This is a genomic window from Devosia sp., from assembly GCF_017744655.1.
In the GTDB taxonomy this organism is placed as follows: domain Bacteria; phylum Pseudomonadota; class Alphaproteobacteria; order Rhizobiales; family Devosiaceae; genus Devosia.
Window position 1 is genome coordinate 199,125 of the sequence record NZ_JAGIAW010000006.1, and the last position, 12,671, is coordinate 211,795.

Below are 12,671 nucleotides of genomic sequence, written 5' to 3' on the forward strand. Positions count from 1 at the left end.
CTTTTTGCGGGAGTTTTGCACTATGACCACCCGTGACTGGCTTCTCGCCGACTCCCCCACTTCGCGCTGGCAGGCCAATGCCGGCCGCGCCTATCGGGTGTTCACCGCCCTCCTCCGCAATCCGCTTTCGGTGCTGGGTGGGGTCATCATCCTCGCCCTGCTGCTGACGGCTTTGTTCGCGCCGTGGATCGCGCCGTTTTCGCCGACCGGGCAGAACCTCAGCCAGCGTCTCTTGCCGCCCTCGGGCACCAACTGGATGGGCACGGATGAGCTTGGCCGCGATATTTTCTCGCGCGTCGTCTGGGGTTCGCAGATCACCCTGACCATCGTTCTGCTGGTCGCGCTGATCTCGGCGCCGCTGGGCCTCCTTATCGGGGCCATCTCCGGCTATTTCGGTGGCTGGGTCGATCGCGTGCTGATGGGCTTTACCGACATCTTTCTGTCGTTGCCCAAGCTGATCCTGGCGCTGGCTTTCGTCGCAGCGCTTGGGCCCGGCATCAACAACGCCATCATCGCCATCGCCATCACCTCGTGGCCGGCCTATGCGCGTATCGCCCGCGCTGAAACGCTGACCATCCGCAATGCCGAATATATTTCGGCGGTGCAATTGGCCGGTGGTGGACCGATCCGCGTGATCGTGCAGCACATCCTGCCGCTCTGTACCTCATCGATGATCGTGCGCGTGACGCTCGACATGGCCGGTGTGATCCTGACGGCCGCAGGCCTCGGCTTCATCGGCCTCGGCGCGCAGCCGCCGCTGCCCGAATGGGGCGCGATGATTTCGCGTGGCCGTACCTTCATTCTCGATCAGTGGTGGGTCGCGACCATGCCCGGCTTTGCCATCATCATCGTCTCGCTCGGCTTTTGCTTCCTCGGCGACGGTCTACGCGACGTGCTTGATCCCAAGAGCGAGGGCAAGTCATGAGTTCTCCCCTGCTCGAAGTCGAAAATCTGCGCGTTTCGTTTCCGACCCATTCCGGTCGCGTCGAGGTCGTAAAAGGCCTGTCCTTCACCCTCGGCCGCGAGCGGCTGGGCATTGTGGGCGAGAGTGGATCGGGCAAGTCCATGACTGGCCGTTCGATCCTGAAACTCATTCGCAAGCCGGGTGAAGTGACTGCCGACAAGCTGCGTTTTGAGGGGATCGATATCCTCGACCAGAACGAAAAGCAGATGCGCGCCATTCGTGGCGCCCGCATTTCCATGGTCATGCAGGACCCGAAATTCTCGCTCAATCCGGTGATGACCGTGGGCGAGCAGATCGCCGAAGCTCTGGTGACGCACCAGAAGCTCGGGCGCAAGGAAGTGCAGCAGCGCATTCTCGACATGCTTGTTGCCGTGCGCATCAACGATCCAGAGCGCGTGGCAAAACTCTACCCGCACGAGGTTTCGGGCGGCATGGGCCAGCGCATCATGATCGCCATGATGCTGATCCCCGAGCCGGAACTACTCATCGCCGACGAGCCGACTTCGGCCCTCGACGTTTCCGTGCAGGCACAGGTGCTCGACATTATCGACGATCTCGTGACCCGCAAGGGTATGGGCCTGATCCTGATCAGCCACGATCTGGCGCTGGTCAGCCGATACTGCGACCGCATCCTCGTGATGAATGCCGGCCGCGTGGTGGAAGAATGCGCGGCGGGACAACTCGACAAGGCGCAGCACCCCTATACGCGGGGCCTCTTGGCGGCCATGCCGGTGATTGACGAAACACGCGACGAATTGCCGGTGCTCGACCGGACACAATGGGCGGGCACATGAGCGCACTTACCCTCAAAAACCTCGACATTTCCTATGGCGACACTAAGGTCGTGCATGGGGTGAACCTCGACGTGCCGGAAGGCGAAAGCTTTGCCCTTGTCGGCGAAAGCGGCTCGGGCAAATCGACGATCCTCCGCGCCATTGCAGGGCTTGCTCCGGAGTGGACCGGCGAGATCTCGGTGCTCGGCAAGCCGCGCACGCATGGCGTTGATCGTAATGTGTCGCGCACCGTGCAGATGGTGTTCCAGGACCCCTACGGTTCGCTACACCCGCGCAAGACAATCGACTCCGCGCTCTCCGAGCCGCTGGCCATTCATGGCATCGGCAATCGCGGCGAGCGGGTCGAAGCGGTGCTCAAGCAGGTCGGTCTCGACCAGCGTTTCCGCTTCCGCTTCCCACATCAGCTCTCCGGCGGCCAGCGCCAGCGTGTCGCCATTGCGCGGGCACTGATGCTTGAACCCAAGGTGTTGCTGCTCGATGAGCCGACTTCGGCGCTCGACGTTTCGGTGCAGGCGGAAATCCTCAATCTCCTGAAGCGCCTGCGCCGTGAGCAGAACCTCACCTTCCTGATGGTGACGCATAACCTGCCCGTCGTGAGCTTCCTCTGCGACCGCCTCGCCGTGATGCGGCACGGCAAAATCGTCGAGATTGCCGATGTCGCCCAGCTCAAGCAGGGCGACCTCAAGGAGCCCTATTCGCGCGAATTGCTCGCCGCGACGGCCGCCTGATATTCCATACTAAGGACTACTCGAATGACTGACCATTCCGCCGCCCTCGCCGCATTTGACGCGGCTATTGCCGAGGCCAAGGGCGTTGAGGCGGCGTTTACCGCGCTACAGACGCTGACCGAAGCCACTGTGGGCGTGAAGCTTTTCACCTATATGACCGTCGACATGGCCAATGAACTGGCCCGGCGCGCCTATACGAGCGATGCCGCCAGCTACCCGACTTCCGGTACCAAGCCGATCCATTACGACGCTTGGTTTGACATCGTGCACAAGCAGCACGCCTATTTCGTCGCCAACACGATTGAAGACATCGCCAAGGTGTTTCCGGACTATGAGCTGATCAATTCGCTCGGCTGCCAGTCGGTGGTGAACATGCCGGTTATCATCGGCGGCGAACTGGTTGGTACCGTCAACATGCTGCACGAGACGGATTTTTACACGGCGGAACGCGTTGCTGAGATCAAGGCTGTGCTGTCGATCCCGGCCAAGCTTGCCGCGGCGGTTGCTGCGCGCTGACGCTGAACTTCAGGTAGAGAGCAAAGGCCCGCAGCTTTGACTGCGGGCCTTTTTGTTTCGTGCTTGCCACCCCCTCATCCGGCGCTGCGCGCCACCTTCTCCCCGAGGGGGAGAAAAATAGTCCGGTGGACACCTCTTATTCCTCTCCCCCTCGGGGAGAGGGTGGATCGTGCGCAGCGTGAGACGGGTGAGGGTGCTAGCTCGCCGTGGCGATCAACGTGGCGTTGCCACCGGCCGCCGTGGTGTCGATGCAGACATGACGTTCATGCTGCAGGCGGGCGACATCCTCGGTTGACGTCAGCACCGGCAGGATCGGGCCATCGCGGCCGGCGAGGGTCTTGCGGATGGTCGACAGGGTCGCGTCATCGCCGAACCAGGCGACTGCATCGAAGGTGGTGGCGACGCCAAGCATGTCCTTGTCGAGCGACGCGACCAGCGGCACGCAGCCGGCCTGGCCGGCCATGACCTTCTGGGCCGAGATATCGGCTTCGGTCGGGCCGAGGCACAGCAGGGTGCCGCGCGGCGAGACGTGCAGCACATTGCTTTCGCCCGTCGGGCCCGGCAGGGTTTCGGCCGCAGCCTGCAGGCCGGAGTGGCCCTTGGTGAAGCGCGCGACATAGTGCGGGCCGCCAGCCTTGGGGCCAGTGCCGGAGAGGCCTTCGCCGCCAAAGGGCTGGGAGCCAACGACGGCGCCGATCTGGTTGCGATTGACGTAGATATTGCCAGCATGGACTGCGGCCGAAACCTTCTTCACCCGGCTCGAAATGCGGGTGTGCATGCCGAAGGTGAGGCCATAGCCGGAGGCATTGATGGCGTCGATGACGCTATCGAGCTCGTCGGCTTTGAAGGTGGCGACGTGCAGCACCGGTCCGAAGATCTCTTCCGGAATTTCGCCGATGTCACCAACCTTTACGACGGTCGGCGCAACGAAGGTGCCAGAGGCGGGCGCCTTCATGGCGTGAATCACCTTTTCCTTGTTAACATCCACATAGGACTGGATTTTCTTGCGCGCGGGTTCGTCGATGATCGGCCCGATGTCGGTGGCGAGATCCCATGGGTTGCCGAGGGTGAGTTCGTCCATCGCACCCCTAAGCATTTCAATGGTCCGCTCTGCGGCATCTTCCTGCACATAGAGAACGCGCAGCGCCGAGCAGCGCTGGCCGGCCGACTGGAAGGCCGAGGCGAGGATGTCGCGTACGGCCTGTTCAGGCAGCGCGGTTGAGTCCACGATCATGGCGTTGAGGCCACCGGTTTCGGCGATCAGCGGCGCCTTGGCGTCGACATGTTCGGCCATGGCGCGGTCGATACGATGAGCGGTCGGCAGCGAGCCGGTGAAGGCGACGCCGGCGATGCGCGCATCCGAGGTCAACGCGGTGCCGACATCGGGGCCGCCCGGCATGAGCTGGATGGCATCGGTCGGGATACCGGCTTCATGCATCAATTGCACGGCGCGGAAGGCGATGAGGGGGGTCTGCGGCGCCGGCTTTGCGACCACCGGATTGCCGGCGACAAGCGCGGCGGCGATCTGGCCGGAGAAGATGGCGAGCGGGAAGTTCCAGGGCGAGATGGCGACGAACGGACCGCGTGCGGCGGCCAGCGGCTTGGTCTCGGCTTCGGCTGCGTAATAGCGCAGGAAGTCGACGGCTTCGCGGACTTCGGCGATAGCGTCTGCCCACGACTTGCCGGCTTCGCGAGCCAGCAGCGCGAAGAGTTCGGCGCGGTTGGCTTCGTAGAGATCGGCAGTCTTGCGCAGGAGTTCGGCGCGGGTGCCGACGGCGGTCTGCGGCCACTTGCTGGCGACAGCGGCGGAGATGGCCGCGGTGACGCCTGCTGCCGAAGCCGAAACGACCTGACCGACAATGTCGGTGGGGTCGGCCGGGTTGATGACCGGCGTGGTTTCGCTCGACGCATCTGCGACCGGCAGCGGCGTCGCCAGCCACTGGGTCTTGCAGAAGGTTTCGCGGGCAGATTTGACAGCGCCGAAGGCCACCGGATCGGTCAGGTCGAGACCGGCCGAATTGCGGCGCGCGCCAAAGACGGCACCGGGCAGCGGAATGTTCGGGTTGGCAAAGCCGTCGAGCGCCAGAAGCTTGGCGATCGGATCTTCGGCAACCTTGGCAGCCGGAATGTCCTCGTCGGCGATCTGGTACACGAACGAGCCATTGGCGCCGTTTTCGAGCAGACGACGGACGAGATAGGCCAGCAGGTCCTTGTGCGGACCGACCGGCGCATAGATGCGCGTGGTGGTGCCATGGTTAGTGCGCAGCACTTCGTGCAGGCGCTCGCCCATGCCGTGGAGGCGCTGGAACTCATAGGTGTCGTTAAGGCGACCAGCTTCGGCTGCCAGATGCAGCACGGCGGCGGCCGTGTGGGCATTGTGCGAGGCGAACTGGGGATAGATGCGCTTCTTGGAGAACAGTTTTCGGGCGGCAGCGATATAGCTGACGTCGGTAATGGCCTTGCGGGTGTAAACCGGGAACCCCGGCAGACCAAGCACCTGGGCGCGCTTGATTTCGGCGTCCCAATAGGCGCCCTTCACCAGACGCACCATGATCTTGCGATCGTACTTTTCGGCTGTGGCTTCGAGCCAGTCGATCAACGGCAGCACGCGCTTGCCATAGGCCTGCACGACGACGCCAAAGCCTTCCCAGCCGGCGAGTTCGGGCGTTGCCAGCACGGCTTCGATGATTTCCATCGAGAGATCGAGGCGGTCTGCCTCTTCGGCGTCGATATTAAAGCCCATATTGGCTTCGCGGGCCGCGATGGCGAGTTTCCGAGTCGCATCAACGAGTTCGGTGAGAACGCGCTCGCGCTGGGCGAACTCGTAGCGCGGGTGCAGCGCCGAGAGCTTTACGGAAATGCCCGGGTTGTCGCGCACGGCTGAGGAGGTGCAGTGTGGGGCGAGCGTGGCGATGGCGTCCGAATAGGCCTTGAAATAGCGCTCTGCGTCTTCGGCAGTGCGGGCGGCTTCGCCCAGCATGTCGTAGGAATAGCGATAGCCCAATGACTCCGGCTTCCTCGCATTGGCGACGGCTTCGTCGATGGTGCGGCCAAAGACGAACTGACTGCCGAGGAGACGCATGGCCTGACCGACTGCGGTGCGGATGACCGGTTCGCCGAGACGGGCGATGGCGCGGTGCAGCGCGTTCTTGGGGCCGACTTCCGGATCGCCCAAAACGTCGGCCGTGAGGTTCAGCGCCCAGGAGGAGAAGTTAACGAGCGTGTTCGACGAGGAGCCGAAATGGCTGGCCCAGTCGGAACCACCGACCTTGTCGTGGATCAGCGCGTCGACAGTCTCGGCATCCGGCACGCGCAGCAGCGCTTCGGCCAGAGACATCAGCGCCACGCCTTCGTCGGTCGCAAGACCATATTCGGCGAGGAAGCTTTCCATCAGCCCGAGCTTGTTGCCGGTGCGGACGGCGGTGACCAATTTCTCGGCATGGCCGGAGATGGCTTGGCGCTGGGCGGTATCGAGGCCGGTGGCTTCGATCAGTTGCGGGACAAGGGTGTTTTCATCCGCATAAATGCGGTTGCGCATGGTGTCGCGGAAGGCGGTCGTGTCGGTCATGGAAGAGCACTCAAAAGCGTTGCCTTAAAATGCCAGAAGCCGGGAAGTCGTTTCGCCTATTTGTATGGCCGTCTCGCGACGACAGTGGTAATTTTCGCCCTACAGGCAGGCGAAGAGACCATGAAAACAGTCATTCTCGAAACTTTAGACCAGATCGACCGGAAGATTCTGGATGAGCTGGCGCGCGATGGTCGTTTGAGCGTCGCTGAACTGAGCCGCAGGGTCAATCTTTCCAAGACGCCGTGCCAGGCGCGCATCAAGCGGCTGGAGGCTGAAGGCTATATCCTCGGCTATCGCGCCGTCATCGATCCCAAGCGCCTGGGCCTGCCCCATGTCGCCTTTGTGGAAGTGAAACTTTCCGACACGCGCAAGGCGGCGCTGGCGGCTTTCAACAAGGCGGTGCGGTCCCTGCCCGAGGTCGAACAGGCGCACATGATCGCCTCGAGCTTCGATTATCTCCTGAAAGTCCGCACCAAGGACATCGCGGCCTACCGCGAGGTGCTAGGCGAAAAAATCTCGGCCCTGCCTCATGTTGCCCATACCAGCACCCACGTTTCGATGGAGGCCGTTAAGGATGACGCCGAATAGGGTAACGATTTCATGCGGATTGCGACGGAAAGCCTAGAAATTAGTCTTGTGTTAACTCGGGCGCAAAAATAGGCTGAATTTTCGAGGGAGCACACTCAAACGCCAGCGGTCCCAAGCCTGCTGGAACGGGGAACAAGACATGTCACGTATCGTCGCAACCACTCTCGCGCTTGGCCTTGCAGCCACCGCGGCTTTTGCCACGCCTGCTTTTGCCCAGACCAAGACGCTCACCATTTCCTGGTGGGGTTTTAACGGCGAAAAGCTCGAGTCCATCATCCTGGCGCCCTTCCGCGAAAAGTGCGGCTGCGAGATCCAGTTTGAAACCGGCAACAATGGCGAGCGCCTGAACAAGCTGCAGATCCGCAACGGCGCCGGCGTCGATGTGGCTTACTTCACCGATGCGTTCAGCCAGCAGGGCATCGAACTGGGCCTGTTCCAGGAACTCGACCGTTCCAAGCTGCCGAACGTTGAAGGTCTTTATGACCTCGCCAAGGACCCGCAGGGCGGTTACGGCCCGGCTTACTCCATCGGCCGCGTCGGCATTGTCTATGACAGCGCCAAGGTGACGACCCCGATCACTTCCTGGAACGACCTGTGGCGTGAAGACCTCGCCTCCTCCCTGTCGCTGCCGGGTATCACCACCACGGCTGGTCCGATGGTCGTGGTCAAGGCCGGCGAACACCAGGGCGTAGACGCCTTCGCTGACGCCGATGGCGCCTTTGCTGGCGTTGAAGCCCTCAAGCCGAACGTGGTGAAGAACTACAACACCGGCTCGGAGATGATTAACCTCTTCTCGACCGGCGAAGTGACCGCTGCCATCGCGCAGGACTTCACCCTGGCGCAGATCCAGGCTGCAGTTCCGACCGTCGTCTGGGCCGACCTCTCGGAAGGTTCGATTGCGACGCTCAACACGGTCAATATTCCGAAGGGCGCTGCTGAGCCGGAACTGGCCTATGAGTTCATCAACTTCATCCTGTCCCCGGAAATCCAGCAGCAGCTGGCCGAACAGGGCGTTGACGCTCCGGTCAATACCGCCGTCACCCTGACCCCGGAACAGGCCGCGCTCTGGACCTATGGTGCAGACGTGATCGCCGGCCTCCAGAGCATCGACTCGGCCAAGCTCAATGCCGCCAAGGGCGGCTGGGTTGATCGCTGGAACGAAATCTTCGGCATGTAAGATGTGTGGGTGGGGAAACGCGAGTTTTCCCCACCTCTACTTTGAGGTCATTCCCGCAGCCCCGGGAATCCCGTATTGCACTGAATGAGATTCCCGTTATCTGCGGGAACAACGCGGTGGTTGAGGGGCTACCAAAGAAAAAGGCCATAGGCGATGAAACGCTTTGCAGGCTGGACGCTGGCTTCGCCGGCAACCCTGCTGGTGCTGCTGGGACTAGTTGCTCCCGTTGCAGCCACGATCTACACGACGTTCGGAACGCCGGGCGGACCATTTGCACCCTATATGGCCTTCTTCGGCAGCGGCTTTCGCCGTACAGTGCTGCTGCGGACCATCAATGTCTCGCTTGCTGTCACAGCCATCGCGCTATTCGTCGGCTTTATCACCGCCTATGTGGTGTCGCGCGCCCCGGGTTGGCTCAAATCCATCCTGATCATCGCCGCGGTCTTTCCGCTGCTGACCGGCGTTGTCGTACGCTCGTTCGCCTGGCTGATTATCCTTGGCAAGAACGGCATTCTCAATTCGACCCTGATCAATCTCGGGATCATCAGCGAACCGTTCCAGATGCTCTACACGCAGGGCTCTGTCATCGTCGCCATGGTCTATCTCTTCGTGCCGCTGATGGTGCTCACGCTGGTCGGTGTGCTCGAAGCCATTCCCGATGACCTGATCCAGGCTTCCGCTTCGCTTGGCGCCAATTCGTGGGCGACCTTTACCCAGGTTATCCTGCCGTTGGCCGTGCCCGGCCTGATCGTCGGCGCCGTGCTTGTCTTTACCGGCAGCTTCACCTCATACGCCACGCCCCAGCTTCTCGGCGGCGAACAGGTGATGATGATGGGCACGCTGATGTATCAGCAGGCCATGGTCACCTTTGACTGGGTGAGCGCCTCCACCATTGCCACCATCATGGTGGTGATCACCATTGCCATCGTCATGGCGATGAATGCCGCGGCGCGCCGCCTCAACCCGATGACCGTCTGATGCCGACAAAAATTCATCCAGCCCTGATCGGCTTTACCGCACTGGTCTTCATCTTCCTCGTCGGGCCGCTCGTCATCGTGCTCGGCTCGGCACTGAGCGACACGACCTATCTCACCTTCCCGCCGCAGGGACTTAGCCTCCGGTGGTTCGAAAACATCTTCGCCATCGATGCTTTCCGCCGCACCATCCTCACCAGCCTCCAGGTCGCCGTTATCTCGACCTTCGTGGCGCTGCTGATCGGCATTCCCGCGTCGTACGCGATGAGCCGCTATCGCATCCAGCTTCCGGGCTGGCTGTCGACGCTCTTCGTGCTGCCGGTGCTGGTGCCCGAACTGGTGCTGGGCTTTTCGCTCCTCAAAAACCTCGCCTTCCAGTTCAATGCGCCGATCTTCCTGTCGCTGATCATCGGCCACACGATCCTGATCCTGCCCTATGTGATCCGGGTTATTTCGGCCTCACTCGCCTCCTTCGATTTCTCCATCGAGGAAGCGGCGATCAGCCTCGGCTCGCCGCCACTGAAGACCTTCTTCACCGTGCTTTTGCCCAATGTCCGCTCGGGCGTGATCGCGGCCTTCATCCTGGCCTTCATCACCTCGGTCAATGACGTGTCGATCTCGATCTTCCTGACGGGACCGGGCATCTCCACGCTTCCCATCCAGCTGCTCGCCCACATGGAGCAGTTCTTCGATCCCACCGTCGCTTCGGTCTCGGTGCTGCTCATGGTGCTTACGGTGGCCGTCATGGCCATTGTCGAGCGTACCCTGGGCCTCACCTTCCTTGCCAAATAGAGGTCAGCCGTGACCAAGCCACTTTCCATTCGCAACATCACCGCCCACTACGGCCAGACCAAGGTTCTCGAGGATCTGTCGCTCGATATCGCTGAGGGTGAACTCGTTTCCCTCCTCGGCGCTTCCGGCTGCGGCAAGACCACGACCCTGCGCCTCGTCGCCGGCTTCCTGCAGCCGACCTCGGGCAGCATTACCCTTGGCGGCAAGGACCTGACCAAGCTGCCCGCGCATCAGCGCGATATCGGTCTCGTCTTCCAGAATTACGCACTCTTCCCGCATCTGAGCGTTGCCGACAATGTCGGCTTCGGCCTCAAGCAGCGCGGCGTTTCGGGCGAAGCCAAGACCAAGCGCGTTGGCGCCATGCTGGAGCGCGTCGGCCTTGCTCACCTCGCCGACCGCCTGCCCGGCGCCCTTTCCGGTGGCCAGAAGCAGCGCGTGGCGCTTGCCCGCGCCCTCGTCATCGAGCCGCCACTTCTGATGTTCGATGAGCCCCTGTCGAACCTCGACGCAAAACTGCGCGTCGACATGCGCGTCGAAATCCGCCAGCTCCAGCGCGCCAATGGCACGACCTCGGTCTATGTGACCCACGATCAGGAAGAAGCCTTCTCGATCTCCGATCGCGTCGCCATCATGCATGCCGGCAAGATCATGCAGCTCGATACGCCGGAAAACCTCTACCAGCGCCCGGCCAATGCCTTCGTCGCCCGCTTCGTCGGCTTCGAAAACCTCGTGCCGATGAAGGTGGTGGCCCGCGATGGCGCCCAGATCACCGCGGAAGCTGCGGGTGGCGTGAAGCTGACGCTGAGCCTTGAGCACTTTGGTGCGATCCCGGACAACTTTGTTCTCGCCTGCCGCGCCGATGGCCTTGCCGTAACCGACAACATGGCCGCCGAAGGCATCCCGACGACGCTGGGCCTGCGCACCTATCTCGGCCGCGCCTATCAGTACCAGAGCGAAACCGCTGCCGGCATGCTGGTGGCCAATGGTCTGCTCAGCAAGCCGCTGGAGCCGGGCTCGTCTGCAAAGCTGGTGCCAGTGCCGGATCAGTGCACCATTCTGGCTGTAGAGTAGCCGTGATCTCCGTGGTTCACCCCCTCCCAGCCTCCCCCATCAAGGGGGAGGTGCAGGTCTGTGATTGGGGTGGGATAGTGCCAACAACTCGATATGACACCTCCCCCTTTATGGGGGAGGCTGGGAGGGGGTGGAGCCACACGCTCCCAAATAGCCAATGACCACAATCCTCACCAATGCCCTCGTCGTCACCATGGACGATGCCCTGACCGTTTATGAAAACGGTTGGGTACACGTAGAGGGTACGACGATATCGGCACTCGGCTCCGGCACACCGCCCGATGTGCCGGGTGCGGAAATCATCGACTGTGGTGGCGATATAGTCATGCCCGGCATGGTCAATGCCCACTGCCACATGGGCATGTCGGTATTCCGCGGCCTGGGCGAAGATGTCGACGATCGGCTCTACCGCTACATCCTGCCGCTTGAGCGAAAATTCGTGTCGGCGGAGATGGTGCGCGTAGGTTCGGCCATGTCGGCACTGGAGATGATCCAGGGCGGCGTCACCACCGTCGCCGACATGTATTATTTCGAAACCGAAGTCGGCGACGTCTGCGACAAGGCGGGCCTCCGCGCCATCGTCGGCCAGACGCTGGCCGATTTCGATCCGCCGGATCACAAGAGTTTTGATGAGGGTTTTGCTCGCGTCGAAGAGCTGGTCGATCGCTATGCGGGCCACCCGCTGGTGACGCCGTCAATCGCCCCGCACGCCCCCTACTCCACGGGTCGCGAAACCATGGCGCGCATCGCCCAGTGGTCGGCCGATCACCCCGACGTGCCGGTCCAGATACACCTCGCCGAAAGCACGCTGGAGGTGAAGTGGGCGCTGGATACGCACGGCAAATCTACCGTCGCCGTTACCGCTGAAGCGGGGCTCCTGAAGCCCAATCTCATTTGCGCGCATTGCCTGCAGCTCGATGACGCCGACATCCGCATGATGTCCGAGCATCAGGTCTGCGTCGTCACCAATCCGCGCTCCAACGGCAAGGCCGGTCGCGGCATCGCGCCGGTCGAGAAGATGCGCAATGCGGGCCTGCCCGTGGGCATCGGCAGCGATGGCGCCATGAGCGGCAATACGCTCGATCTCTTTAGCCAGTTCGCGCCGGTCTCGATGTTCGCCAAGCTCTTCGCCGGCTCGCGAAAACCGCTGCCGGCCGTAGACGTGATCCGCATGGCGACGATCGAAGGCGCGCGGACGCTGAGCCTGAATTTGAAGACCGGTTCGCTGGAAGCTGGAAAACAGGCGGACCTGATCCGCATCAGCCTCGCCGCTCCGCGCTTCCACCCGATCTACGACCCCTATTCGGCACTCGTCTTCGCCGCCATGCCGTCCGACGTGACCGACACCATGGTTGCAGGCCGCTGGCTGATGCGCGAGCGCAAGGTGCAAACGCTGGATGTCGGCAAGACCGTTGCCGATGCCAATCAGATCGCCCGCCAGTTCAAGGCGGAAATGGATCGGATAGATCGCCAGGCCGGCGTTAAGGACAACTAAGACC

The 12,671-nt window shown here is 62.2% G+C and carries 11 protein-coding genes; 10 read left to right on the top strand and 1 reads right to left on the bottom strand.

Annotation, left to right across the window (positions count from 1 at the left end; genetic code table 11):
• The first annotated feature begins 22 nt into the window (after positions 1-22).
• The 4 genes from J7557_RS13360 to J7557_RS13375 are packed head-to-tail and all read left to right on the top strand — an operon-like array spanning position 23 to position 3,002.
• On the top strand, positions 23-925 hold the full coding sequence (locus tag J7557_RS13360) for an ABC transporter permease (RefSeq protein ID WP_291420550.1): 903 nt from the start codon (positions 23-25) through the stop codon (positions 923-925).
• A complete protein-coding gene (locus tag J7557_RS13365; protein WP_291420551.1) occupies positions 922-1,758 on the top strand; it encodes an ABC transporter ATP-binding protein in 837 nt (278 codons plus the stop codon). Before J7557_RS13360 ends, J7557_RS13365 begins: the two co-directional genes overlap by 4 nt.
• On the top strand, positions 1,755-2,486 hold the full coding sequence (locus J7557_RS13370; RefSeq protein ID WP_291420552.1) for an ABC transporter ATP-binding protein: 732 nt from the start codon (positions 1,755-1,757) through the stop codon (positions 2,484-2,486). Before J7557_RS13365 ends, J7557_RS13370 begins: the two co-directional genes overlap by 4 nt.
• Positions 2,487-2,510: 24 nt before the next feature.
• Positions 2,511-3,002 carry a GAF domain-containing protein gene (locus J7557_RS13375; RefSeq protein WP_291420553.1) on the top strand — a complete coding sequence of 164 codons (492 nt, stop codon included), beginning with the start codon at positions 2,511-2,513 and terminating at the stop codon, positions 3,000-3,002.
• 196 nt (positions 3,003-3,198) lie between these two features.
• Here the strand turns inward: J7557_RS13375 and putA are convergent, their stop codons facing one another.
• Entirely contained in the window at positions 3,199-6,570 is a 3,372-nt protein-coding gene (gene putA / locus J7557_RS13380) for a bifunctional proline dehydrogenase/L-glutamate gamma-semialdehyde dehydrogenase PutA (protein ID WP_291420554.1), read from the bottom strand.
• A 120-nt stretch (positions 6,571-6,690) separates the two neighbouring features.
• On the opposite strand from putA, the gene J7557_RS13385 reads away from it, so the two are divergent.
• The 6 genes from J7557_RS13385 (at position 6,691) to J7557_RS13410 (ending at position 12,667) form a co-directional block, all read left to right on the top strand.
• Positions 6,691-7,158, top strand: coding sequence for an Lrp/AsnC ligand binding domain-containing protein (locus J7557_RS13385; RefSeq protein WP_291420555.1), 468 nt, complete (start codon positions 6,691-6,693; stop codon positions 7,156-7,158).
• A gap of 139 nt (positions 7,159-7,297) precedes the next feature.
• Positions 7,298-8,335 (top strand): PotD/PotF family extracellular solute-binding protein, encoded by a 1,038-nt coding sequence (locus J7557_RS13390; RefSeq protein WP_291420556.1) that lies wholly within the window; start codon positions 7,298-7,300, stop codon positions 8,333-8,335.
• Positions 8,336-8,488: 153 nt separating this feature from the next.
• The gene (locus tag J7557_RS13395; protein ID WP_291420557.1) at positions 8,489-9,313 is read left to right on the top strand and encodes an ABC transporter permease; all 825 of its coding nucleotides are present in this window, start codon (positions 8,489-8,491) and stop codon (positions 9,311-9,313) included.
• Complete coding sequence (locus tag J7557_RS13400; RefSeq protein ID WP_291420624.1) at positions 9,310-10,101, top strand: ABC transporter permease; 792 nt, start codon at positions 9,310-9,312, stop codon at positions 10,099-10,101. The genes J7557_RS13395 and J7557_RS13400 overlap by 4 nt, the downstream gene beginning before the upstream one ends.
• A 9-nt stretch (positions 10,102-10,110) precedes the next feature.
• The gene (locus tag J7557_RS13405; protein WP_291420558.1) at positions 10,111-11,172 is read left to right on the top strand and encodes an ABC transporter ATP-binding protein; all 1,062 of its coding nucleotides are present in this window, start codon (positions 10,111-10,113) and stop codon (positions 11,170-11,172) included.
• A 157-nt stretch (positions 11,173-11,329) separates the two neighbouring features.
• Positions 11,330-12,667: an amidohydrolase gene (locus J7557_RS13410; RefSeq protein ID WP_291420559.1), complete on the top strand. Its 1,338-nt coding sequence runs from the start codon at positions 11,330-11,332 to the stop codon at positions 12,665-12,667.
• The last annotated feature ends 4 nt before the right edge of the window (positions 12,668-12,671 follow it).